Genomic DNA, 23,082 nt, shown 5'->3' on the forward strand with positions numbered 1-23,082 from the left:
CCCTGCCCGTCATTTTTGTTTTTATGGCTTAAACGCCTTATTGACCCGCGCTCTATAGCCTTAATTTCTGGCAAACACAAGCCTCCATCGCCCACGAAACAAGGCCTTCCTCTTGCCATTCAGGACCAACAACGGGCTAATCACGTCATAGCCCGGAAGGTCACAAAATGATTCGCACAATCAGCATCGATTTGGCCCTGCCTCTGCGCCAGACCGTTCTCTGGCAGGGGCATCCACCTTCACATGCGATGGTACCCGGAGATGACACGGCCCAACATTTTGGACTGTTTCACGACAACACCCTCGTCTCCGTCGCGTCGTTGTTTCCAGATGACCATTCCGGCATTCAGCTGCGTAAATTCGCCACCCTGCCCCACATGCAAAGCAAAGGGTTTGGTCGCCGAATGCTAGATCACCTTCGGATACAGGCGCAAAACGCCGGCGCAACATGCTTGTGGTGTGATGCACGGCTGTCCGCCCGCGGGTTCTATGCCAAATCCGGATTTCAGGAAAAAGGCGAAATCTTTGAACGAAAAGGCCGCCCCTATATCGTCATGTCCCATACACTGAACAAAGCAACGCGCGCACCATCTGACAGTTCTTAACCATCCTGCGCGATAAGTTCTCCGTTGTGCAACACCGGGATCCCCCGGACCCAATGTCGGATGAGAGGCTCTGGCGAAAGCAGAAAGGGCGGATCATAGCTTACCTGTCAGGATGTAACGATCCCTGGCACTCAGACCCTATCCGCAAGGGCGGCGCCGCCATCTTTTCTGGTCACACACTCTGATGACTCTGACCAACCCGTGATGACGTGCTTACCTAAACAGAAATTCAGAAACCGCCGGCCCCCGCCGCGCGGATCAAAAGCATGCGTTGAAACATTCAGCCCGCGTTCCGGGCGGCGTTCACCGCTGCCACACATTGCGCGACCGCATCTTCAATCGACAACTCAGACGTATCCAAAAGCAAGGCATCATTCGCAGCCTTCAAAGGGGCAGTCGCACGTTCCCGATCACGCTTGTCCCGTGCTTTCAGATCATCCAACACCCCTTCAGGGGTTACATCCTGGCCCTTGGCAGACAATTCCAGATATCGTCGTTCCGCACGCACCTCATCTGAAGCCGTGATATACAATTTCACCTCAGCCTCAGGGCAGATCACTGTACCAATGTCGCGTCCATCCAGAACTGCGCCCCCGGCCCGACGGGCAAAGGCACGTTGAAAATCAAGCAGGGCTTGCCGTACTTCCGGAATTGCTGCCACTTTGGATGCGGCCTGGGCCACTGCTGAATTGCGCAACGCATCTGCATCGATGTCTTCTGCCCGCAAAGCTTTTGCTGCCTCCAGCGGGTCCGCCCCCTGCAACAACTGCGCGCCAACGGCACGATACAAAAGCCCTGTATCCAAATGCGCAAAAGAAAAATGCGCGGCAAGCGCTTTGGAAATTGTTCCTTTGCCCGATGCTGCCGGACCATCAACTGCAACTGTAAGTGTCATTCGCGCCTCCATACTCAGGAGGTATCCTCAGGCAGTCAGACTGTCAAACATACTAAGAAGAAAGCAGCCGCCTGACAATTCAACGCACGTCTTCCGGCCTTGTTTCACCCCTAGTTCTGGGCCCTACTCAACAACATCCGCCAATTCATCCGTCAGGTTGATTTTTCGTTGTGCCAAGTGTTTCAAATAAGCCACCCCCGCAAGACCACATAACAATACCAGTGCCGACCCTGACGATACTGTTTTGATCACGGTCCACTGGTTGGCCTGATCCACCAACACGCCAGATGGCGGCAGGGGCGCTATCAGTAAGCGTGCGATTGCCATATTCTCAAAATAGTCCGCGATCGCCCCCATCAAAGCAAGCCCTGCACCAAAAAATGCCCCAGGTCCCGCCTGCAACCTGTTAAAAATCAGGCATAATGTCAGGGCCATCGCCCCAGGAAAAATACGATCCAAAAACTGCTGTGGGCCAAGGTAAATATCACGTCCCTCTGGGCTCAAGGCTGATAAAAATGCATGCGCTTCAGTATAAGAATATCCAAACAACCGCAGATCAAACGGCGTCATCCCATCCGCCGCCGCAGTAATCGCAGGCAGGGTCCACAAAGCCATCGCGCCGTAAATCAACGCAGTCACAGAAAACAAGCTGAAAAACAGCATGGTAAAACGCATTGGTTCCTCCTGCCGGTAGTTTGGCAAAAAACCTTTCATCGAAGGTTAACACGGCAGAAAAATCACCACAAATACGGGACAACCGACAAATCTTGCGCAGCAAGATATCAATCTTGCGAATCTGCGCCCGCGCCCTTTGCAACCCCTTCCCCCAGCGCCATATCGGACATCAGAAAGGAATTGCTATGACAATCTGGTTTTATGCGGGCATCGCCCTGACACTATGGGTGCTTTACGATCTTCTGATGGGATACACATATCTGTGGGAACCCATCGTACGGGCTGAAAACCCTTGGGGATACTGGGGCACGCTTTCAATCTGGAGCATCGCTGCCATCAGCTGTTTTATGGTGGCTTAAACGGCCCATATGGGCCGTCCCTGGTATTGTTCGGGAAATCCTGCGAGGGTCCGGTTGCCCGGCCCTCGGCCGAATAATCACCCGTTGTTGCGCTTAATCTGTGCGCCAAGATCTTTCATCAGGTCTTCGAACACTGGAAAGGATGTGGCGATTGGTGTGCCATCATCCACAGACACAGGGTTTTGCGCCGCCATGCCCAATACCATAAATGACATAGCAATCCGGTGATCAAGGAAGCTTTCGCAGGTCGCACCGCCCGGCACACCGCCCGGCCCCATACCGTGTACGATCATCGTGTCATCATCTTCCTCAACCGTGACGCCACAGGCCCGCAGTCCCCGTGCCATAGCATCAATGCGATCACATTCCTTCACGCGCAGCTCTTTCACGCCGCGCATCACGGTTTTGCCCGAGGACAGCGCCGCCACAACGGACAGCACAGGATATTCATCAATCATAGAAGCGGCCCGCGCAGGTGGCACTTCAATGCCATGGGTTTCTGCGTAGCGCACACGCAGGTCAGCAACCGGTTCACCGCCTTCAAGACGTTCATTTTCAAAGGTGATATCCGCGCCCATTTCCGTCAGCGTCGTGTAGATCCCGTTGCGGGTCAGGTTTTGGGACACGCCAGGCACGAAGACTTCGGATCCTGGCACGATGGTTGCCGCACAGGTTGGAAAGGCCGCCGAACTTGGATCACGGGGCACAGAAATCACCTGAGGTTTCAGTTCAGGCTGGCCGGTCAACGTAATGCGACGCCCCGCATCCGTATCTTCAACTGTGATCTCGGCACCAAAGCCTTCTAGCATACGTTCAGTATGATCCCGCGTTGCTTCTTTCTCGATCACCACAGTCTGGCCCGGTGCATTCAGCCCCGCCAAAAGCACCGCAGATTTCACCTGCGCGGAGGGCATCGGCACGGTGTATTCCACCGGCACAGGTTCCGTCGCGCCAACAATTGTCATCGGCAGACGACCACCGGAACGACCATAAGATTGCGCGCCAAACAACGCCACAGGATCGGTCACCCGGCCCATCGGCCGTTTGTTCAGGCTGGCATCCCCGGTGAATGTCGCATTGATCCCCTGGGTCGCCATGACCCCCATGATCAGACGCACGCCGGTACCGGAATTGCCGCAGTCAATTACATTATCAGGTTCGGAAAAACCGCCCACGCCCACACCATTTACAGACCATTCACCTGGCCCGTGTTGTGTCACAGTCGCCCCAAAGGCGCGCATGGCTTTGGCCGTGTCCAGAACATCTTCGCCTTCCAGCAGCCCTGTGACTTTGGTCTCACCGACCGCCAATGCGCCAAAAATCAGCGCACGGTGCGAAATGGATTTATCCCCTGGAACAGCAGCTTCGCCTTGCAGCGGGCCGCATTTATGAGAGGTCATTGGGATCGGGGTGCCATGGCCGGACATTTGCGCTTCCTTCAGTCAGTGTTACGAACTGATAGCGCAAGCACAAAGGGGCGTAAATCCATCACGTGATCCACGCCCCCCTGTTTCGCATTTAATCAGGCCTCGACAAAGCGTTTCCCACGGAAAATGCGATGGGCATTGCCACGTTCCAACTGGTGATGCAGCAGATTGGCATCTTTTGCATGTATCGCCTGTCGTTGATCTGCCTGCAGGGCTTTCAGTGTTGCAAGCCGTTCAATTGCCAACGCCTTGTTGCGATGTTGGGAACGCCCATCGCGCACCACCACCGACAAACCGCTTTGCTGACAGGTTGCCCGCACAGCACTGTCTGTCGTGTTCTGATGCTGCCCCCCAGGCCCACCAGCACGAAAGGTCTCAAACCGAATGCCTTCCGTGCCCTGCACCTTTGCAGACAAGTCCGGAAGGCGTATCACCCCCGCGAACCAGTTCTGGCGTTTATAGCCCTTGCGCAGATCACTTTTGCAAATCCAGCGGATCGAGCCACACCAGGCCAACGCGAACCGATCTGCAAGCGGGCCATGCACCACAACCACGGCAGATTTCATACCGTGATCCGACGGCGTGCCACTGATATCAAGATCCGCCCCCATTTCATCAGCTTCGGCCTGCATGCGCTGCAAAATATGGGCAACGGCCTGACAGCATTCTTCCGGCCCATTGCCGCTTGTCACCAGCAATGTCATTTGCTCACTCATGACCGGTCTCCTTTCAGATCCGCATTTTTAAATGTCAGCACCGGCATGACTTTGGCCACCACATGCGTGACATTAAAATCCGTCAGATCCTGTGCGACCTGGCCGGCAGATTTATAGGCCTGAGGCGCCTCTTCGATCAGCATGGATTTGTCATCACAAATCACCCGCGCAGACGGCGTCGGCTGGCGCATGGCCTCCAGCACAGATTTCTGACGCGCCACACGCCCATGCATGGACGCACGATCATATTTGCGCCCCGCGCCATGCGCGCAGGAATTCAGGGCATTCACATCCGGAGCAGCCGGACGCAGCACATAGCCCGCACTGGCCCGCGTGCCCGCAAGTGGTACAAGGTTTTGCAGACGTGCGGCCCCCTTACGGTGCAACCACCCACCACAATCCTGTGTGACCAGATTATGCGGGCAATCACTGATCAGCCGCAGATCACAGCGCAGCGCCTTTGCCGCACGTTCCGCAATGATCCGGCGATTCAAAGCCGCCCATGTCACCGCCTGATCATGATGTGCCAGCCAGTCCCGGCCCTGTTCTGAAGCGGGGTCAAACGCCACAAGCCCATCAGCCAGCACCTTGTGTAACAGCGCATGCCCAAGACCACGTGATCCTGAATGCACCAGCAGGCACAATTGATCTTTGTGCAAGCCATCCACATCGCTGTGAGTAATGCGCTGCACTTCGCAAAAATGATTGCCACCACCAATGCTGCCCAGAGAATTCGCGAACAAATCACCAGGTAAGTTAACCGCCTCTAGACGCCCGGTCACATCTTCCGCAGGTGAGAACGCCAGCCCGCGCAAACGCTGCGCAGCCTTTTCCAACTTCAATTTACGCAGAGGCAGATCCAACGCAAACATCGTCATACCGCAGCCGATGTCGCTGCCCACGAGCTGTGGATGCAGTTTGTCTGACAGCACCGCACAGCCCACAGGACCATATTTTCCGGGGTGCAAATCAGGGAAGGCCGCAACCGCCCGCACCCCATCCAGTCGCGCAACATCACGCAACTGATCTTCGGCACGCCCTTCAATCCAGGCATTTTCATTGTAATACAGATGGATCGCAGCCCTGCCCTTTTCAGCAGACAGCACACGACCCGAGGCAAAATTGCCCATGGTATATTCCAGTATTTTGATTTTTTCGGGCGCTGTCACCAGCGCGCCTATACAAAGTTGCCGGCTGTCGTAGCCTTAAACTTTGCGAACCTCACAAAGGGCGAATTTGGATGTTGTCATTGTATTCTCCCTTTTAGTTAGCTGGTAAGTTAAGCCTTAGTTACAATCGAGCGCCTAAAAAATGAAGACCCGATTTTAATTTGCAATAGCATGTTACGCCAACGACACAGATATGCACATCCAAACCATACATCATCAAAGAGCGTGAGCCCCATCACAGCACGCCATGTGTCAATTTACATACTGGATTTCCGGAAATCTAACACGCCACCCCCTGCACAACCCGACCAAGTGTATTTGCATGGCCTTGACCCATCGTACGAGTCAGAAACTTGTGAACGCTCACCTGCGTCACATCGCAGGGGTCCACAATACACTTAAAGTTCAGAAGTGATCCAGAGAGATGTCTCGCACGGGCCGTATAAGCAAAGGGTACTGGCTCTTTGGGGGACCTAAGATGTCCATTGTGACCAAACATAACCCATGGCAGAGAAATATTGGTAAAAGCCTCTAGGTCATTCAAAGTGTCTGGGATGGATCCACCCTTTTGGGGCACAAGATATTCATCCGTATCAATAAATGACATCCAACGAAACTTCGCCCCATAATTCAAAATTGCATGGCAGTAACACATGACTTGCTGTTGAAGGGCGATTCCTGGCTTGGCGACCGATGTATTATAGGCCCAAGGAGTTACCGTAATATCGCACCCCTGAAAGTCCCGAGCGATCTCTCCAGTTTTATCGGTTGATCCGTTGTCATAAATAAATATGTGCCGCACCCCAGCGGCGGCATGAAATATTAACCAATCCTGTAAATAGTCTGCTTCATCTTTGACAATCAAAACGATTGCAAGTCCATGCCGATCAGCGTTTGCTTCTGGCGGTGTAATATCAATGCGCGAAGCGAGTGGTTTTTTCTTTAGAACAGTCCCACAACTATCATCCTTCTCAGTGACGATTATTTACGCGTCACACCAAAAAGTTTCAGTCGGCCTGATAACAGCGACCAAATAGTCAAAGTACTGATGACAACATATATCAGAGACCTTATCCCTCAATACAATCATCAAACTTTTCTTTCCCCGATCGTTAGATACCACTTATCATGATAAGCACGCATCGATAAAAATATGCAGGTCCCGTTATGTACGGCGGAAGGTCATATAATGAGGAGTGCGGCCTTCGCGCAGGGCTTTTTGCTCATAACGCGTGGAAATCCAGTCATCCCAGGAATTGCGCCAGTCGTCAGGCCCTTCTGCCAACCATTCAAACCCAGCCTTTGGAACTTCTTCCATGGTTTGGCGCACGTAATCTTCAATATCCGTTGCCACCCGAAAAATCGCGCCGGGTTTCAGGGTTTTGGCCAGGGGTACCAGGTGTTCCTGCGTCACAAATCGCCTGCGGTGATGGCGTTTTTTTGGCCATGGATCCGGGTACAGCAGAAAGGCTTTGTCGACGGATGCCTCAGGCAACACATCAAACATGTCACGCGCATCACCGGGATGGATCGCAACATTTTCAACACCCGCCTTGCGGATTTTCCCCAACAGCATCGCCACACCATTGATGTAGGGTTCACAACCAATGATGCCAACATCCGGATAGGTCGCGGCCTGATGCACCATGTGTTCACCGCCGCCAAAGCCAACCTCCAACCAGACAGGTTTGTCACCAAACAGGGCCTTCAGATCCAGATGTGTGCGATCCGGATTGTCTTCCCAGCTGACCTTACCGGGTGACAGTTTCGCAAGATCTTCATCCAGATAAGCTTCCTGGCTTTTGCGAAGGCCCTTGCCTTTCAAACGACCATAGAAATTACGCCAGGGCGCGCCGGACTGGTGTTTTCCCTCAGGGGTGTTCTGATCAGACATGGTTCGCTCCGGTGGTCAGGCAAAAAGAAAGGCAGGCAAATTGCCCGCCTTCCCTAAACTTTCAGCCTTCAAAGTGCAATGCACCCTGTGGTTTGTCTTAGACCGCTTTCTTAAGTGCCTCAGCCAGATCGGTGCGTTCCCAAGAGAAGCCGCCGTCATCTGTAGGAGTGCGCCCAAAGTGACCATACGCAGCCGTGCGCTGATACACAGGTTTGTTCAGACCAAGATGGGTCCGGATGCCCTGTGGTGTCAGATCCATGCAGGCTGCAACCGCTTTTTCGATCTCGCTTTCATGCACCTGGCCCGTGCCATGTGTGTCCGCATAGATTGACAAAGGTTTCGCCACACCAATCGCATAAGACAGCTGCAATGTGCAACGTTCTGCCATGCCTGCTGCAACGATGTTTTTCGCCAAATAGCGCGCCGCATAGGCCGCAGAACGGTCAACTTTTGTCGGATCTTTACCCGAGAATGCGCCGCCACCATGTGGGGCTGCACCGCCGTAGGTATCCACGATGATCTTACGACCGGTCAAACCAGCATCCCCATCAGGGCCGCCAATGACAAATTTCCCAGTTGGGTTTACGTGCCATTCAGTCGCCGCTGTCACCCAGCCTTCGGGCAGAGTTTCACGGATATACGGTTCGACCAATGCGCGTACATCATCAGATGTCAGGGCTTCGTCTAGGTGTTGTGTCGATAGAACGATGGATGACACACCAACAGGTTTGCCACCTTCATAAACCACAGACAGCTGACTTTTCGCATCCGGACCCAAAGCAGGCTCAGTGCCATTTTTGCGTACTTCGGCAAGGCGGCGCAGGATCGCGTGGGAATACTGGATCGGGGCCGGCATAAGGGCTTCGGTTTCATTCACCGCATAGCCAAACATAATGCCCTGATCACCCGCGCCTTCGTCTTTGTCCGCGCTGGCATCCACACCTTGGGCAATATGTGCAGATTGTTCGTGCAGCAGGTTAGTGACCTCAACGGTCTTCCAGTGGAATTTATCCTGCTCATAACCGATGCCTTTGATGCAATCACGCACGATACCATCGGTTTTTTCGAGATATTCTTTAAGTTTCGCCTGATCAGACAGACCAACTTCGCCGCCAATGACAACACGATTGGTTGTGGCAAAGGTTTCACAAGCGACCCGCGCTTCGGGTTCTTCGGTCAGAAAGGCATCAAGGATGGCATCAGAAATCTGATCACAGACTTTATCAGGATGCCCTTCGGAAACGGATTCCGAAGTGAACGTATAGTTTTCACGAGTCATTTGAAGTGCTCCAGTACAAAATGAACCATCACTTCAGGAAGCCGTTGTGATGATCGATAGGTTGCCCCTATATGTGTAAGAATTCTACGTCAACAGCGATTACCAGAGCGATCTCTCGAAAGGGTTAATACGCCGCAGAAAAACAACAGAATAAGGAACACGGGCCAATCTCCGGTCCTGCGATACAGCGTTTCACCACCTGCAGGTGGCAGTCGGACATCAAGGTATCCTTCGGTCCCAAACGGCAATTGCGCGCGTATGTCCCCTCTGGCACCGATCAACGCCGTCACACCAGTATTGGCCACACGCACAAGTGGCTTTCCCTGTTCAACAGCGCGAAAACGGGCCTGTGCCAAATGTTGCCAAGGCCCTGAAATCGTTCCAAACCACGCATCATTGGTGATCTGTAAAATCCAGTCGGCGCCGTCGGGGGCAGCGTTCAGATCCTGTGGGAAAACGGCTTCGTAACAGATCAAAGGCATCGCTTTCCCCAAGGGACCTAGATCAAGCAGTTGCGCCCCATCCCCGGGGGTAAACCCATAGCCCTGTGTTGCCGCCAACCCATAAATCCCAAAGCGCGCCATCAGATCGCTAAAGGGCACATATTCACCAAAGGGCACCAGATGCATCTTGTCATAGGTTTGGGTCAAAGCCCCCGCATCATCCATCACCGCCATGGAATTGAAATAGCCATCGCCACGCCCATGACCAATACCAAAGACCACGGGGACACCATTGGCCGCATCGCGGATCAAGGTGATCGCATAGTCATCCGCACTTAAACGGGCGGGCACCGATGTTTCCGGCCAAATGATCAAGTCCGGACGACCGTGGTCACCCGGATCTGCGGTGAACTCAAGATTGCGGTCAAAAAACACCGGGATCCAGTCGGGATCCCATTTCAGATGCTGTGGAGCATTGGGTTGTAGCAGACGTAAAAGCGGCTGTTCTGCGTCTGAAACAGGTGGGTGCAGTGCGGTAAACAACACAAAAAGCGGCGAAAGCCCCCATGACACGATACCGAACATGATCGCTGCCGGACGGTGAAAGCCGCTCAGACTCCAGACACCAGCGGTCATCAACAAGGTCAGAACATTCACCCCATGAGATCCGATCAGCGCCGCCAGCTGCATCGGCGCAAGCCCCACCCAGATATAAGCGGGCATACCCCAAGGGAAACCAGTAAACACATAGGCCCGTGCCAATTCGACAAAAGGCAAAGTCACCACAAGCGCAAGCCCGGCATAGCGCCCCTGCCCCATCCATCGGGCCAAACCAAATGCCGCCCCCCAGAACAGAGCCAGACCGCCCGCCATCAGAAACAGCGCAAAAGGTGCCATCCATCCGTGACGTGCGATATCCACAAGGAAAGGCTCTACAATCCAGCTAAGGGTCACGGCAAAATACCCGCAGCCAACCGCCCAGCCGGTGAAGGATGCTTTGCGTGTTGATGTTGCGGCTTCCAGCAAGATGGTAACAAGCACAAACCCGATCAGCGTCAGGGGCCACAGCCCCCAAGGCGCCTGCCCCAGCGCCATAACAGCGCCGATCAGAAAGGCCACAAGCATGGTTTTGCGCAAAGACAGGCCTTGCAGTGACCTATTCAGCCGCCTCATAATTCAGCCGCCCGTTTTTGTCGGAAGATGCACGCGGATCCGTTTGATTTTTCGTGGATCCGCATCAAGCACTTCAAAATCAGGCCCTGCGGGGTGTCGGATCATTTCACCGCGTCCGGGCACATGGCCCAGCAGAACAAAAACCAAGCCACCAAGTGTGTCGATTTCATCGTCGTCCAGACCGTCACGCAGATTCAGACCAATTTCTTCTTCAAAGTCCTCAAGCGGCGTACGGGCTTCGGCAACGAAACATCCTGGCTTTTCTTCAAACCAAAGCTGTCCCTCAACGGCGTCATGTTCATCTTCGATCTCGCCAATAACCTGTTCGATCAGATCTTCGATGGTCACAAGCCCATCGACACCGCCATATTCGTCAATCATCAGTGCCATGTGAATGCGTTCAGACTGCATTTTCTGCAACAAAACCGCCGCAGGCATGGAAGGCGGGGCGAACAACAAAGGGCGCATCAGTTTGCACACGTCAAAATCGCCATTGCCGCTTTCGCCGTTAAAACCGTATTTCAGCGAAAAATCTTTCAGATGCACCATGCCTGTCGGATGATCCAGCGTGCCATCAAACACCGGCAAGCGTGACAGCCCGCTTTCGCGAAACACCTCGACCAGTTCATCACGGCTGATGTCATCTGCAACGGCCGTGATTTCGACCCGGGGAATGGCCACGTCTTCAAGGCGCATACGGCGTAGATTCAACATCCCCTGTGCGGGATTTGCATCTTTTTGCATCACATGCTGCGTGTCTTCAGCAGGCTCTGACTCATCTGTCGGGGAAAAATGTGCAAGGAACCTGCGGAAAAATCCACTCGATCCTGGCTCGTCGTCTTCCTGCGCGCGTTGCGCCGCAGCAGAAGATCCTTCAATTGTATCGCCCATTGGTCCTTTCCGGGTCACTCAAATGACGCAAAACGCGCGCCTAAGCTATATATGGGTCAGCAATGCCAAGATTGCCAAGTATTTCTGTCTCGAGTCCCTCCATAAGGGCTGCATCTTTTTCGTCAATGTGATCATAACCCAACAGATGTAAGATTCCATGAACAACTAAGTGGGTCACGTGATCGGCGAATTTCTTCCCAGCGTCCTGCGCTTCACGCAGGCAAGTGTCAAAAGAAATCGCGATATCACCCAGTTCAGGATCAGGACCAACGGGTGCCAGAGGCTGCCCCCCTGCTTCCTCTGATGCGCGCTCTTCAGAGGGCCAAGACAGCACATTGGTTGCTTTGTCCTTCTCACGGAAATCCGCGTTCAACACCGCAATACGCGCGTCATCGCAGCCCATGACAACCACCTCCCAGTCGCCCGTCAGATTCAGACGCGCAAACACGGCCTGCGCTGCGGTTTCCGACACAGCCTCAAGCCCCGCGTCTTCCCAACGGGGATCTTCGCAAATCACATCGGTGATCATTTTTCAGCCTTTTTCGCTTCGCGTTTGATGAATGCCTTTTGATCAGCTTCGTCATAGGCTTCGATGATTTTGGCAACCAACGGATGGCGCACCACATCTTTCGCGGTGAAGTAATTGAACGAAATGCTGTCGATATGTTTCAGCAGACGTTCCGCATCATGCAAACCAGAGGTCACGCCGCGCGGCAAATCCACCTGTGAACGGTCCCCCGTGATCACCATGCGCGAGCCTTCGCCAAGGCGGGTCAGGAACATTTTCATCTGCATGGTGGTCGCGTTCTGGGCTTCGTCCAACACCACAAAGGCATTCGCCAATGTACGCCCGCGCATAAAGGCAAGCGGCGCGATCTCAATGCGTTTTTCTTCGATCAGCTTTGTAACCTGTTTCCCCGGAAGGAAATCGCCCAACGCATCATACAGCGGCTGCATGAAGGGGTCGACTTTGTCTTTCATATCACCAGGCAGATAACCCAGCTTTTCACCGGCCTCCACCGCGGGACGTGAGAGGATGATTTTATCGACCAAGCCATCCACAAACATCGACACGCCGGCAGCCACAGCAAGATAGGTTTTGCCGGTGCCCGCAGGGCCAATGCCAAAGGCCAGTTCATTTTCAAACAACGCACGCACATAGGTTTTCTGCGCTTCAGTACGGGGTTCAACGGTTTTCTTGCGGGTGCGAATTTCGACACGACCGCCCGTGAACATTTCCATCTGATCCGGCGCATTTTCATGGCCGCCATTGTCGCCACCCATACGGATTTCAGCGGCGATATCACCGGTTTCCACGGGGCGACCAGCCTCAAGCCGTTCATACAACGCGTTCAGAACATCCACCGCCTTGGCGCGTTCATAATCCTTGCCATGCAGCACAAGCTGATTGCCACGGCGGATAATCTGCACACCAAGCGTGCTTTCGATTTGGGTCAGGTTTTTGTCAAATTCACCGCAAAGCTCAATCAGCAGGCGGTTGTCAGGATATTCCAGAGAGGTTTCTGCGGGCGTAACAGCCGCATCGGCTTCCATGTGCAGGTCTTCAGTTCCCAAAGTGGCTCCGTTCTGTGTTCAATCCTGTTGGGACCGGAACGAATCCGGCATTTGATCCCATGGTTGCAATTTGAAAGCCCCCGCGCAAGGCAGGGGCTGACAAATTGGCGAAAACTTCACGAAATTGCCACATGGTTTATGGCAAAATTTCCCCGGTCAGCGAATTGGTTTCTGTCGCGACGATCTTCACATCACGAATGTCACCCACCTGAACACCTTCCGCAGGTGCATGCACCGCATGTAGATAACCGGATTTACCAATCATCTGGCCTTCAATCCGACCAGCCTTTTCAAACATCACGCTGACGGTGCGTCCGATCATGCTTTCCTGGGTTTGCATTTGTTGTTGCGTCAACAAGGCCTGCATCTGGTGCAGACGTTCTTTCGCAACCAACGGATCCACCAACGCACGTTCCGCAGCAGGGGTGCCTGGACGGGATGAATAGCAGAAAGAATAGGCCTGGCCGTAATGCACTTCGCGGATCAGATCCATTGTGTCCTGGAAATCCTGATCGGTCTCTTCTGGAAAGCCGACGATAAAGTCACCGGACAGCAGAATGTCAGGGCGCGCTTCGCGGAACCGTTCAATCACCCGCAAATAGCTTTCGGCGGTGTGGTTGCGGTTCATCCGTTTCAGGATTTTATCGCTGCCAGATTGCACCGGCAGATGCAGATAAGGCATCAGTTTTGCAAAGGTGCCATGCGCTTCGATCAGGGCATCTTCCATGTCGTTGGGGTGGGATGTTGTATAGCGAATGCGTTCCAGCCCGTCGACTTTGTCGAGTTCAGCAATCAGTCCGGCCAACCCCATCGTGCCTTTGGGCCCCTGCCCGTGATAGGCGTTCACGTTCTGACCAAGCAAGGTGATTTCGCGCACGCCACGTTCCACCAGTTCGTTGGCCTCGCGGATAATGCGTTCCACCGGGCGAGAGACTTCCGCACCGCGGGTATAGGGCACCACACAGAAGGCGCAGAATTTATCGCAGCCTTCCTGCACTGTCAGAAACGCAGCCGGTGCGCGTTTCGCCTTAGGGCGCAGTTTTAGGTGTTCGAATTTGTCTTCTTCCGGGAAATCCGTATCCAGCGCACGTTTGCCACTGTTCACGGTTTCCATCATTTTTGGCAGGCGGTGATAGGTCTGCGGACCAACCACAAGATCAACCATCGGCTGGCGACGAATGATTTCTTCGCCCTCGGCTTGGGCCACACAGCCAGCCACACCGATTTTCAAATCGGGATTCTCTGCTTTCAGCCCTTTAAACCGACCCAGTTCAGAATAAATTTTTTCTGCGGCTTTTTCACGGATGTGACAGGTGTTCAACAGAATCATATCTGCCTCTTCCACCTTCTCAGTTGCCTCATATCCTTCGTGCCCAAGGCTTTCGGCCATGCGCTCGCTGTCATAGACATTCATCTGGCAGCCCCAGGTTTTAATGAAGAGTTTTTTCTTTTCTGACATCAGAAAGGTCCCGCGTTTGATCACCGCTGTTTACATGTGCAGAGAGAGGCTTGCAATATACCTGATTTTATCCGATTTTCACGTCTGAGTTCGGGCAAGTGAGGCCATATGATTTACGACAGTTTAGACAGTTTCCTGCAAACCGGAAATTCCGCGATCGCAAAAGGTCCTGTAGCGATGATTTTCGTTGAGGATCTGACAGAGGTGGAAGGCACAATCCGCCATCACCTAAAGATCGGCTTTGCCAGCATTCTGGTGCTGTCGCCTGTTCACCCTGAACTGCCCGAAGATCTGATGGAGATCATCCACCTGATCACATGGAATACGCTGGCCGATGGGGCGCTGGAAGCCGCCGTGAATTCAATTTCTGTTGCCGCACCACAGGGCACATGGATGTATTACTGCTATAACGCAGAATATCTGATGTACCCCTTCATGGAGACCCGTAGCGTCGGGGAACTATTGGCCTTTCACACAGAAGAACGCCGCAGCGCGATGCTGACTTATGTGATTGATCTTTATGCCCGTGATCTGAACGAATATCCTTCTGCAGTTGCGCCTCAGGACGCCTGGTTTGACAAGACAGGCTATTACGCCTTGGCCCGTGAAGATGCATCTGACGAATATCGTGCCAAAGACCGGCAACTTGATTTTTATGGCGGATTGCGTTGGCGTTTTGAAGAACACGTGCCTTATCTGAAACGCTCTATCGACCGGATTTCCCTGTTCGTCGCATCACCCGATGTAAAAATGTTGCCCCGCCATGTCTTTAGTGACGAGGAATACAATACATATTCCTGTGAATGGCACCACAACCTGACCGCCTCTGTGGCCTCTTTCCGGGCGGCGAAGGCTCTGCGCGCAAACCCAGGAAGCCGCCAGGAGATCCACAATTTTGCTTGGCATAATTCAGTGAAATTTCACTGGAACAGTCAGCAACTTCTGGATCTGGGCCTGATGGAACCGGGGCAATGGTTCTGATCTGGCGCAAACACCGACCTTTCAAAACGTCTTAACATATTAATTTACGGATCATTCCCGCCCCTTGCAGATCCTCCCTGCGAGGGGCGGGATCCGAACTTATTCAGGCGTTGCGATCTGCTGCTCCAGAAACCTTTGTGGGCTGTCAATTTCTTCCAGTGTTCCGCCATTGATCAGCCAGAACCGGTTTCCAACATTCTGCAGAAACCTTCTGTCGTGACTGACAACAAGGCTGGCTGCATCGTTTGAAATCAATTCCGCTTCCAGTGCTTCCTGACCTTCAATATCCAGATGATTGGTCGGTTCATCCAGCAGATAAAAGTTCGGAGACTTGAGGCGCAACAACAGCATTGAAAGCCGGGCTTTCTGGCCGCCCGACAGGCGCAGGATTGCCACATCCTGCATCTGAAAGGTAATACCCGCCCCCGCAAGCAGCCCCCGTGCCCGTTGATCCCCGATGTCACACGTTTCGGTCAGCAGGGCCATCGGAGTGCTGTCTGGATTCAATTGGCTGAGATGTTGATCCGAAAAACCGGGTGCAATAGATGCGGCATATTTCACATCCGTGTCTGCCCCATTCAGTGCCGCGTGGATCAATGTCACCAGACAGGTTTTCCCAGTGCCATTCGCCCCCAAAAGCACAACCCTTTCGCCCGGTGAAATCCATTTCCGCCCTGTCCGATACAACACGCGTCCATCCGGCGCGCACACAGGAATATCATCCAGCGTAATCAGTGCCTTGACATGTGTGCCGCTGTTGCCAAGGCGGATATCTCCTGCGGTTTGTTCCCGATATGCGGGACGTGCCGCTGCTTCCAGCTTCCCGGCCCGATCCGTCAGTTGTTTTGTTTTCGTCAACAACAGATCTGAACCAGAATTGATGCCAACATTTTTCAGCTTTGCTGCCTGTTTGCGCAATTGACGGGCCTTGTTCAGATCATTTACGAACCGGCGCTCGTCCGCAGCATCGGAAGCCTGTAGGGCAGCGCGGGCCTGGCTGAACGGCAACGGAAAAACCCGCGCATGTTCTTCACGCAGAAACAGCGTCCTGTTGGTCACCGCATCCAAGAAGGCCCGATCATGGGATGTAACCACCACTGGCAAGTCACGGGGCAACCCCATCAGCCAATCCTGCAGCAGACCAATATGATGCAGATCCAAGTGATTGGTCGGTTCATCCAGCAACAAAACGTCAGGTTCAGTGATCCAGGCCCGGGCCAACATGGCCATACGTTGCCAGCCACCACTGAGCGCCTCTAGGCGTTTTTGTTGGAAATCATACGGCACCCGCAGATCGTTCAGAACAACATCCACGCGCCAGCTGTCATAGTCTGCCTGTTCCGGCGGCAATGCGGAAAGAACCCAATCATACATTGTATGGCCAAAAGCAGCATCCGGCATATTTTGCAGCACAGTGGCAACGCGTGTGCCCTGCGCCCGTGTGACATCGCCGGTTGTGGGGGTTACACTTCCATCGAGGCAACCCAGAAGCGTCGATTTCCCACGCCCATTCGCGGCGACAAGACCTATCCGGTCGCCTTTGGCGATATTCAGGTTGAGATCAGAAAATAAGGGTTCACTAAAGGTGATGCCCAAAGCATTGGTGGTCATGATAGTCATAAGAATTCAGCTCAATAAGGGATGGCCGCAAAGCGGCTATGGGCAGACCAATGAGACAGATGTTTCATGACCAACCCTGCAAACGGATTTACAGGGCGAAACGGGGACCATGCCAAAGTACGTAATTCCAGCGCATTTTAGCTTTCGTCCTCCCGTTGTAAAAATTGAACCGACGATCTCAGTTTAGGCCTGACATTGGCCCGTTGCAAGAGCGATCCCATCAGGTCAAACATTACACTCTTGCGCTAAAGGGGGCTTGAGGTTTTATCAACACTCCCGGAATACGAATCACGGGAGTACGGATCATGACCATGACAGCAGCCCCTCAAAACGAACATGTCGCCTGGAGCGAGATCCTAACACGCAAAGCAGCTGTGCCTTTGGCGCTTGTCTCGCTTGGGGTTTGGCTACATGCGGCGGATAGCCTCCTGCTGGCGACAATGATCCCGCAAATTCTTGCGGATATCGGCGGTGACCGCTTTGTGGCGTGGACGATTGCCACCTATGAAATCGGATCAATTGTCGCTGGGGCTTGCGCCGCCATCGCCACCATGCGCGTGGGCATTCGCAATGTTATGGCCAGCTGCGCCATGATCTTCGCCCTTGGATGTGCGGCCTCAATGGTCGCGACCAATATGCCTGTGCTTCTGGCTGGGCGCGTGTTGCAAGGGCTGGGTGGTGGCGGTTTAACCGCGATGACATTCATTGCCATTGGCATCTTGTTTTCCACCCGCCATCAGGCGCGGGTTTTGGCCGTGATTTCAGCGCTCTGGGGGGCATCCGCCTTTCTTGGCCCGCTGATCGGTGCGTTCTTTGTAGAATATTTCACCTGGCGCTGGGGCTTTGGTTTTTTCCTGCTACAAGCGCTAATCTTGGCCCTATGGATATATTTCACCCCGGGGATCAGCCTGGGGCGCGACATGAACAATGCGCCCTCTCTGCCTGTGAAACGTCTGATCCTGTTGGTCACGGGCACCACGATGATCGCCTCTGCTGGGATCGAGGTCAGTCTTCCACAAACGCCCCTTCTGATCATGGGGGCCTTCACCCTGCTATTGCTTTTCCTGCGCCAAGATGCACGGTCACGCGACAATCGCATGTTGCCAGAAAATGCGTTTCGCTTGCGGGATTCGTCAGGTGCGGCCCTGTTGATGTGGTTCAGCATGTCTGCCGGTGTCATGGGGCTGATGAGCTATGGTCCGGTTCTGCTGGCCAGCCTGCATGGTGTCAGCCCGATCACTGTCGGCTATATCTTGGCCGGTGGTTCTTTCGGATGGAGCGCGGCTGCGATTGTTGTCTCTGGTTCGCCCGAACGACTGGATCCTTTTTGGATCACCCTTGGCCTCGCCCTTGTGGCTTGCTCTGTCATTGGCATGTTTTTCGCCACCCCTGCAGGTCCTGTCTGGGTGATTGCCGCCCTGACTTGGCTGGAAGGTATTGGTTTTGGGGCCGCCTATACCTTCATTCAGCGCCGTCTCATCGCGATCACACCCGAGAAAGAACAGGCCCGCGTCACCGGCGCCATGCCCACAGTTGCACGGTTTGGCTACGCAGTGGGTGCGGCGATTTGTGGGATTCTGGCCAATGCAGCAGGCTTCTCACTGGAGGCCACGCCGGAAACCCTGCAAACCGTTGCACGTTATGTCTTCGCGGGCAGCCTGCCGTTTATTGCTTTGGGGCTTTTGGCCATGCGACGCTTTTTGTGCCGACAGCCGATCAGATCTATGTCGTCTCAGCCCCCAAGCTGAGGCCGCATCGCCTGATAAATCACGGCGGTCGCCACATTGGCAAGGTTCAAGGATTTTACCACCGGGTTGCGCATGGGCAGGCTGAACAGGCGATCATTCATACCTTCGAGGATTTCCTGAGGGATGCCACTTGATTCACAGCCAAACACCAAATAGCCATCCAGCTTGTAATCTGGGTCATAAATCGTCTGTTCGCCGTTTTCTTCAAAGAAATACAGGCTGTCACGATCCGGTTTGCGTGCGTCGAGAAAGCTTTGCCAATCGTCATATTCCGTCAGCTGAACATGCTTCCAATAACTCGCGCCCGCCCGTTTCACGGTTCTCTCATCCAAGGAAAACCCGAGCGGCTTAATCAGGATCAACTCCAGCCCCAAGGCCACACAGGTCCGCCCAATCGCCCCGGTGTTATAGGGAATTTCCGGCGTCACAATGACAACTTTCATTTGGGGATTCGGCATTGGGTGTGGCTTTCGCTTTGCTGGGGTAGTGAGCACCTAGTCACGCGCAGTTACTCTATTCAGAAGAGGCCTTACATGGCAAGCTCGACTAAGCAAAGACTTAAAAATCAGTGCGACAAACCGATTAAGCGCGTTACACATCCAACAGCGCACGCGTGACGCCCTTCACGGCACTCAAACTGAGTCCCAACTGAAATATAGCGCCGGTGAAAATCTACGCTTGGTTCAAAGAGGATAAACATAAAGGCACGATATGTTCCTTCAAGTGCTTCACCTTTTTCTAACGGCTCTCCGGATTCATCTAAAAAATAGGGGTGGATGCAATAGATACAATCGTGATCAGTGGAATCGAGATAAGCGAAGTCCCACCTAATTCCGTTTCCCGGTTTACTACGTCGCGGGCTCTTGTCCAAAGAAGGGACTGTTATCAACCCTTCGAAATCTGGATCACGACCGTATAGTTGAAACACACAGTGCCTTACTTCCCGCGCAGGCGGATCACGACGTCTACTTTGGAGATTTCCATGCCTTCGGGTGCGTCTGGAACGCTGGCCAAAACCAACTGATCTGCCGGGGCGTCAGACAGGCGGCCTTCGTCTTCCCAATAGAAATGTGGGTGATCGGTCAGGTTTGTGTCAAAATACGACTTTGACCCATCCACCGTGATTTCGCGCAAAACGCCCGCATCACAAAACGCTTTCAACGTGTTGTACACCGTCGCCAAAGACACGGGATCAGCGGAAGATCGGGATGCATCATACAGGCTTTCGGCCGTCACGTGACGGTCCTGCCCGTCCCCCACCAGCAGCGTCGCCAAATTCACCCGCTGACGGGTGGGACGCAGACCAGCCTGGGACAACCAAGTGGTGCTGATATCAATGGCGCTTTGTCTTGCTTCAGGCGGGATTTGCGCTGTCATGGTCATAATCTTCTTTGCGAGTTATTCTCATATAGCGCGAAAGCGGCGGGGAATTCAAACATAATCACCGCATATGTGCCGTAACGGCACCAGTACACTTGCCCTGCCAGGGGCGGCTCTGCTAAATGGGCTTAACCAACAGTGAATACAAAGGACCGCCATCAATGGCCCAATACCCGAGTAGCTTTGACAAAGACGACCTTCTGAAATGTTCCCGTGGCGAACTATTTGGCCCCGGCAATGCCCAGCTGCCCGCGCCGCCCATGCTGATGATGGATCGCATCACCGAGATTTCCGGTGACGGTGGGGCACATGGCAAAGGTCATGTTCTGGCGGAATTCGACATCACACCTGATCTGTGGTTCTTTGATTGTCACTTCCCCGGCAACCCAATCATGCCCGGCTGTCTTGGCCTGGATGGTCTGTGGCAGCTGACCGGTTTCAACCTTGGCTGGCGTGGCTGGTTGGGTCGCGGATATGCGCTTGGCGTTGGCGAAGTGAAGCTGACCGGCATGGTGCGTCCTGACCGTAAGAAACTGACATATAAGATTGATTTCACCAAAGCGATCCAGACCCGCCGCCTGACCATGGGTGTTGCAGATGGTATCGTTGAGGCCGACGGCGAAGTGATCTACCAAGTTAAAGACATGAAAGTTGCCCTTTCGGAAAGCTAAGCTTTTCGGAAATCCACCCTATATATGACGTGACTGGGCTGTGAGGCCCGGTCATCGTTTTTGAAGAAGGAGAGCGCCCATGCGCCGAGTAGTCATCACCGGGATGGGCGTTGTGTCCTCCATCGGGAACAACATTTCAGAAGTCACCGACGCCCTGCGCAGCGGGAAATCTGGCATTGTGAAAGCCGAAGAATACACCGAAAACGGTTTCCGCAGCCAGATCCACGGCATGCCACAGATCGACGTATCTGAACATATCGACAAGCGTCAGCTGCGTTTTATGGGCCCCGGTGCGGCCTATAACTATATCGCGATGGAAGAAGCGATTAAGGATTCGGGCCTTGAGGAGAAAGACATCTCCAACGAGCGCACCGGTCTGGTGATGGGCTCTGGTGGTCCGTCTACGTCGAACTTCTTTGCAGCCCATAACATCGTGAAAGAAAAAGGCGCACCAAAGCGGATGGGCCCTTTCATGGTGACCCGCTGCATGTCTTCCACGAACTCTGCCTGCCTTGCGACACCGTTTAAAATCAAGGGCGTGAACTATTCTATCACATCCGCCTGCACCACTTCTCTGCACTGCATGGGCAACGGTGTTGAGCAGATCCAATTCGGCAAGCAAGACATCGTCTTTGCCGGTGGCGGTGAAGAACTGGACTGGACCCTGTCTTGCCTGTTCGACGCCATGGGTGCCATGTCTTCCAAATATAACGACACGCCTGAAAAAGCTTCCCGTGCCTTTGACGCGAACCGCGATGGTTTCGTGATTGCTGGCGGCGGCGGCGTTGTGGTTCTGGAAGAACTGAACCACGCCCTCGCACGTGGCGCAAAAATCTACGCAGAAGTCACCGGTTACGGCGCGACATCTGACGGCCACGATATGGTTGCCCCATCTGGTGAAGGCGGAGAGCGTTCCATGCGTCTGGCCATGTCCACCATTGGCGATCGCAAAGTTGGCTATATCAACGCCCACGGCACATCTACGCCCGCGGGTGACGTGACCGAAGTTGAAGCCGTGCGTCGTGTGTTTGGCGAAGGCAATGTGCCTCCGATCACCTCTACCAAATCTGTCACTGGACACTGCCTTGGCGGCGCTGGTGTGCAGGAAGCGATCTATTCCCTCATCATGATGGAAAATAAATTCATCGCACCTTCCGCGAACATTGAAGAACTCGACCCGGCGATCCGCCCCGACGAGATCGCAACCGAGTTCGTGGAAAACGCAGAAATTGATACGGTGATTTCCAACAGCTTCGGCTTTGGCGGCACCAATGGCACTGTCGCCATGAGTAAGTACCACGGGTAAATTGATATGTCTGAATTGCTAAAAGGAAAACGCGGCCTGATTATGGGTGTCGCGAACGAACGCTCTATCGCCTGGGGCATTGCCCGCGAAATGGCAGCACAAGGCGCGGAACTGGCGTTTTCCTATCAGGGCGACGCCTTTGGTAAACGGGTTCAACCGCTTGCTGAAAGTGTTGGGTCTGATATCATGGTTGACGTTGACGTAAATGATGATGCGTCTATGGATGCAGCATTTGCTGTTCTTAAAGAAAAATGGGGCAAGATCGATTTTCTCGTGCATGCCATCGCCTATTCCGACAAGAACGAACTGACGGGCCGTTTCATTGATACATCGCGTGAGAATTTCAAAAACTCTATGTGTATCAGTTGCTTCTCTCTGATCGAGGTGGCAAAGCGCGCTGCCCCAATGATGACAGACGGCGGCACGATCCTGACCATGACCTACCAAGGGTCCAACCGCGTGACGCCATTCTACAACGTCATGGGTGTTGCCAAAGCAGCGTTGGAAAGCTCTGTACGCTACTTGGCAAACGACCTTGGTCCTGAAGGCATTCGCGTCAACGCGATTTCACCTGGTCCGATGAAAACCCTTGCTGGGGCTGCCATTGGTGGTGCGCGCAAGACCTTCCGCCAAACCGAAGCCAACGCCCCAATGCGTGCGAACGCAACACTGGAAAGCATCGGCGGCACAGCTGTCTATCTGGCATCTGATTACGGCAAATGCACCTCTGGTGAGATCATCACCGTCGATGGCGGCTATCACGTGCTGGGCATGCCCCAAAGTGAAAACCTGTAAAAAAGCAGGCCCGGGAACCTC

General features: G+C 53.8%; 23 protein-coding genes and 1 riboswitch. Of the genes, 7 read left to right on the forward strand and 16 right to left on the reverse strand.

The annotated features are described in order from the left end of the window. The first annotated feature begins 167 nt into the window (after nucleotides 1-167). The gene (locus tag ACPGUT_RS03435) at nucleotides 168-605 is read left to right on the forward strand and encodes a GNAT family N-acetyltransferase (protein ID WP_423988851.1); all 438 of its coding nucleotides are present in this window, start codon (nucleotides 168-170) and stop codon (nucleotides 603-605) included. A 280-nt stretch (nucleotides 606-885) separates the two neighbouring features. Here the strand turns inward: ACPGUT_RS03435 and cmk are convergent, their stop codons facing one another. Further along, entirely contained in the window at nucleotides 886-1,500 is a 615-nt protein-coding gene (gene cmk / locus ACPGUT_RS03440) for a (d)CMP kinase (protein WP_423988852.1), read from the reverse strand. Nucleotides 1,501-1,623: 123 nt separating this feature from the next. Next, nucleotides 1,624-2,175, reverse strand: coding sequence for a hypothetical protein (locus ACPGUT_RS03445; RefSeq protein ID WP_423988853.1), 552 nt, complete (start codon nucleotides 2,173-2,175; stop codon nucleotides 1,624-1,626). A 185-nt stretch (nucleotides 2,176-2,360) separates the two neighbouring features. Here ACPGUT_RS03445 and ACPGUT_RS03450 point away from each other — a divergent pair, with 185 nt between their 5' ends. Beyond that, nucleotides 2,361-2,534: a hypothetical protein gene (locus ACPGUT_RS03450; protein ID WP_423988854.1), complete on the forward strand. Its 174-nt coding sequence runs from the start codon at nucleotides 2,361-2,363 to the stop codon at nucleotides 2,532-2,534. A gap of 77 nt (nucleotides 2,535-2,611) precedes the next feature. Here the strand turns inward: ACPGUT_RS03450 and aroA are convergent, their stop codons facing one another. The 11 genes from aroA to miaB form a co-directional block, all read right to left on the reverse strand. Then, entirely contained in the window at nucleotides 2,612-3,961 is a 1,350-nt protein-coding gene (aroA, locus tag ACPGUT_RS03455; RefSeq protein ID WP_423988855.1) for a 3-phosphoshikimate 1-carboxyvinyltransferase, read from the reverse strand. Between the two features lie 95 nt (nucleotides 3,962-4,056). Next, entirely contained in the window at nucleotides 4,057-4,677 is a 621-nt protein-coding gene (gene prfH / locus ACPGUT_RS03460; RefSeq protein WP_423988857.1) for a peptide chain release factor H, read from the reverse strand. Then, nucleotides 4,674-5,846, reverse strand: a complete 1,173-nt coding sequence (locus ACPGUT_RS03465) for an RNA ligase RtcB family protein (protein WP_423988859.1) — start codon at nucleotides 5,844-5,846, stop codon at nucleotides 4,674-4,676. Before ACPGUT_RS03465 ends, prfH begins: the two co-directional genes overlap by 4 nt. A gap of 280 nt (nucleotides 5,847-6,126) precedes the next feature. Further along, nucleotides 6,127-6,711, reverse strand: a complete 585-nt coding sequence (locus ACPGUT_RS03470; protein WP_423988861.1) for a glycosyltransferase family 92 protein — start codon at nucleotides 6,709-6,711, stop codon at nucleotides 6,127-6,129. Nucleotides 6,712-7,011: 300 nt separating this feature from the next. After that, the gene (trmB, locus tag ACPGUT_RS03475; protein WP_423988862.1) at nucleotides 7,012-7,740 is read right to left on the reverse strand and encodes a tRNA (guanine(46)-N(7))-methyltransferase TrmB; all 729 of its coding nucleotides are present in this window, start codon (nucleotides 7,738-7,740) and stop codon (nucleotides 7,012-7,014) included. A gap of 97 nt (nucleotides 7,741-7,837) precedes the next feature. Further along, nucleotides 7,838-9,019 (reverse strand): methionine adenosyltransferase, encoded by a 1,182-nt coding sequence (gene metK / locus ACPGUT_RS03480; protein WP_423988864.1) that lies wholly within the window; start codon nucleotides 9,017-9,019, stop codon nucleotides 7,838-7,840. Between the two features lie 6 nt (nucleotides 9,020-9,025). Beyond that, a riboswitch (SAM-SAH riboswitch) is annotated at nucleotides 9,026-9,075 on the reverse strand. A 33-nt stretch (nucleotides 9,076-9,108) separates the two neighbouring features. Then, the gene (gene lnt, locus ACPGUT_RS03485) at nucleotides 9,109-10,635 is read right to left on the reverse strand and encodes an apolipoprotein N-acyltransferase (protein ID WP_423988866.1); all 1,527 of its coding nucleotides are present in this window, start codon (nucleotides 10,633-10,635) and stop codon (nucleotides 9,109-9,111) included. Nucleotides 10,636-10,638: 3 nt separating this feature from the next. Continuing rightward, nucleotides 10,639-11,526 carry a hemolysin family protein gene (locus ACPGUT_RS03490; protein WP_423988867.1) on the reverse strand — a complete coding sequence of 296 codons (888 nt, stop codon included), beginning with the start codon at nucleotides 11,524-11,526 and terminating at the stop codon, nucleotides 10,639-10,641. Between the two features lie 40 nt (nucleotides 11,527-11,566). After that, on the reverse strand, nucleotides 11,567-12,055 hold the full coding sequence (gene ybeY / locus ACPGUT_RS03495) for an rRNA maturation RNase YbeY (RefSeq protein WP_423988869.1): 489 nt from the start codon (nucleotides 12,053-12,055) through the stop codon (nucleotides 11,567-11,569). Beyond that, nucleotides 12,052-13,080, reverse strand: coding sequence for a PhoH family protein (locus tag ACPGUT_RS03500; RefSeq protein WP_423988950.1), 1,029 nt, complete (start codon nucleotides 13,078-13,080; stop codon nucleotides 12,052-12,054). The genes ybeY and ACPGUT_RS03500 overlap by 4 nt, the downstream gene beginning before the upstream one ends. A 157-nt stretch (nucleotides 13,081-13,237) precedes the next feature. Further along, nucleotides 13,238-14,560: a tRNA (N6-isopentenyl adenosine(37)-C2)-methylthiotransferase MiaB gene (gene miaB, locus ACPGUT_RS03505; protein WP_423988871.1), complete on the reverse strand. Its 1,323-nt coding sequence runs from the start codon at nucleotides 14,558-14,560 to the stop codon at nucleotides 13,238-13,240. A gap of 108 nt (nucleotides 14,561-14,668) precedes the next feature. Here miaB and ACPGUT_RS03510 point away from each other — a divergent pair, with 108 nt between their 5' ends. Beyond that, on the forward strand, nucleotides 14,669-15,541 hold the full coding sequence (locus ACPGUT_RS03510; protein WP_423988872.1) for a hypothetical protein: 873 nt from the start codon (nucleotides 14,669-14,671) through the stop codon (nucleotides 15,539-15,541). Nucleotides 15,542-15,640: 99 nt separating this feature from the next. Here the strand turns inward: ACPGUT_RS03510 and ACPGUT_RS03515 are convergent, their stop codons facing one another. After that, the gene (locus ACPGUT_RS03515; RefSeq protein ID WP_423988874.1) at nucleotides 15,641-17,161 is read right to left on the reverse strand and encodes an ABC-F family ATP-binding cassette domain-containing protein; all 1,521 of its coding nucleotides are present in this window, start codon (nucleotides 17,159-17,161) and stop codon (nucleotides 15,641-15,643) included. Nucleotides 17,162-17,466: 305 nt separating this feature from the next. On the opposite strand from ACPGUT_RS03515, the gene ACPGUT_RS03520 reads away from it, so the two are divergent. Beyond that, entirely contained in the window at nucleotides 17,467-18,909 is a 1,443-nt protein-coding gene (locus tag ACPGUT_RS03520) for an MFS transporter (RefSeq protein WP_423988876.1), read from the forward strand. Here ACPGUT_RS03520 and ACPGUT_RS03525 read toward each other — a convergent pair. Further along, a complete protein-coding gene (locus ACPGUT_RS03525) occupies nucleotides 18,894-19,352 on the reverse strand; it encodes a tRNA (cytidine(34)-2'-O)-methyltransferase (protein ID WP_423988877.1) in 459 nt (152 codons plus the stop codon). The genes ACPGUT_RS03520 and ACPGUT_RS03525 overlap by 16 nt on opposite strands. 493 nt (nucleotides 19,353-19,845) lie before the next feature. Then, nucleotides 19,846-20,286: an iron response transcriptional regulator IrrA gene (gene irrA / locus ACPGUT_RS03530; RefSeq protein ID WP_423988879.1), complete on the reverse strand. Its 441-nt coding sequence runs from the start codon at nucleotides 20,284-20,286 to the stop codon at nucleotides 19,846-19,848. Between the two features lie 164 nt (nucleotides 20,287-20,450). Here irrA and fabA point away from each other — a divergent pair, with 164 nt between their 5' ends. The 3 genes from fabA (at nucleotide 20,451) to ACPGUT_RS03545 (ending at nucleotide 23,061) form a co-directional block, all read left to right on the forward strand. Next, nucleotides 20,451-20,960: a bifunctional 3-hydroxydecanoyl-ACP dehydratase/trans-2-decenoyl-ACP isomerase gene (fabA, locus tag ACPGUT_RS03535; protein ID WP_423988881.1), complete on the forward strand. Its 510-nt coding sequence runs from the start codon at nucleotides 20,451-20,453 to the stop codon at nucleotides 20,958-20,960. A 79-nt stretch (nucleotides 20,961-21,039) separates the two neighbouring features. Next, nucleotides 21,040-22,266, forward strand: a complete 1,227-nt coding sequence (gene fabB / locus ACPGUT_RS03540) for a beta-ketoacyl-ACP synthase I (RefSeq protein WP_423988882.1) — start codon at nucleotides 21,040-21,042, stop codon at nucleotides 22,264-22,266. Between the two features lie 6 nt (nucleotides 22,267-22,272). Next, entirely contained in the window at nucleotides 22,273-23,061 is a 789-nt protein-coding gene (locus ACPGUT_RS03545; RefSeq protein ID WP_423988883.1) for an enoyl-ACP reductase FabI, read from the forward strand. Nucleotides 23,062-23,082 lie beyond the last annotated feature (21 nt).

The organism is Halocynthiibacter sp. (genome assembly GCF_049608145.1).
Classification (GTDB): domain Bacteria; phylum Pseudomonadota; class Alphaproteobacteria; order Rhodobacterales; family Rhodobacteraceae; genus Halocynthiibacter.

Coding starts and splice junctions, on each gene's coding strand:
- lnt (WP_423988866.1), bottom strand. CDS start 10,635: ATGAGGCGGCTGAATAGGTCACTGCAAGGCCTGTCTTTGCGCAAAACC.
- irrA (WP_423988879.1), bottom strand. CDS start 20,286: ATGACAGCGCAAATCCCGCCTGAAGCAAGACAAAGCGCCATTGATATC.
- fabB (WP_423988882.1), top strand. CDS start 21,040: ATGCGCCGAGTAGTCATCACCGGGATGGGCGTTGTGTCCTCCATCGGG.
- prfH (WP_423988857.1), bottom strand. CDS start 4,677: ATGAGTGAGCAAATGACATTGCTGGTGACAAGCGGCAATGGGCCGGAA.
- ACPGUT_RS03515 (WP_423988874.1), bottom strand. CDS start 17,161: ATGACTATCATGACCACCAATGCTTTGGGCATCACCTTTAGTGAACCC.
- trmB (WP_423988862.1), bottom strand. CDS start 7,740: ATGTCTGATCAGAACACCCCTGAGGGAAAACACCAGTCCGGCGCGCCC.
- aroA (WP_423988855.1), bottom strand. CDS start 3,961: ATGTCCGGCCATGGCACCCCGATCCCAATGACCTCTCATAAATGCGGC.
- cmk (WP_423988852.1), bottom strand. CDS start 1,500: ATGACACTTACAGTTGCAGTTGATGGTCCGGCAGCATCGGGCAAAGGA.
- ACPGUT_RS03450 (WP_423988854.1), top strand. CDS start 2,361: ATGACAATCTGGTTTTATGCGGGCATCGCCCTGACACTATGGGTGCTT.
- ACPGUT_RS03510 (WP_423988872.1), top strand. CDS start 14,669: ATGATTTACGACAGTTTAGACAGTTTCCTGCAAACCGGAAATTCCGCG.
- ACPGUT_RS03490 (WP_423988867.1), bottom strand. CDS start 11,526: ATGGGCGATACAATTGAAGGATCTTCTGCTGCGGCGCAACGCGCGCAG.
- metK (WP_423988864.1), bottom strand. CDS start 9,019: ATGACTCGTGAAAACTATACGTTCACTTCGGAATCCGTTTCCGAAGGG.
- ACPGUT_RS03435 (WP_423988851.1), top strand. CDS start 168: ATGATTCGCACAATCAGCATCGATTTGGCCCTGCCTCTGCGCCAGACC.
- fabA (WP_423988881.1), top strand. CDS start 20,451: ATGGCCCAATACCCGAGTAGCTTTGACAAAGACGACCTTCTGAAATGT.
- ybeY (WP_423988869.1), bottom strand. CDS start 12,055: ATGATCACCGATGTGATTTGCGAAGATCCCCGTTGGGAAGACGCGGGG.
- ACPGUT_RS03500 (WP_423988950.1), bottom strand. CDS start 13,080: ATGGAAGCCGATGCGGCTGTTACGCCCGCAGAAACCTCTCTGGAATAT.
- ACPGUT_RS03445 (WP_423988853.1), bottom strand. CDS start 2,175: ATGCGTTTTACCATGCTGTTTTTCAGCTTGTTTTCTGTGACTGCGTTG.
- ACPGUT_RS03545 (WP_423988883.1), top strand. CDS start 22,273: ATGTCTGAATTGCTAAAAGGAAAACGCGGCCTGATTATGGGTGTCGCG.
- ACPGUT_RS03525 (WP_423988877.1), bottom strand. CDS start 19,352: ATGAAAGTTGTCATTGTGACGCCGGAAATTCCCTATAACACCGGGGCG.
- miaB (WP_423988871.1), bottom strand. CDS start 14,560: ATGTCAGAAAAGAAAAAACTCTTCATTAAAACCTGGGGCTGCCAGATG.
- ACPGUT_RS03520 (WP_423988876.1), top strand. CDS start 17,467: ATGACCATGACAGCAGCCCCTCAAAACGAACATGTCGCCTGGAGCGAG.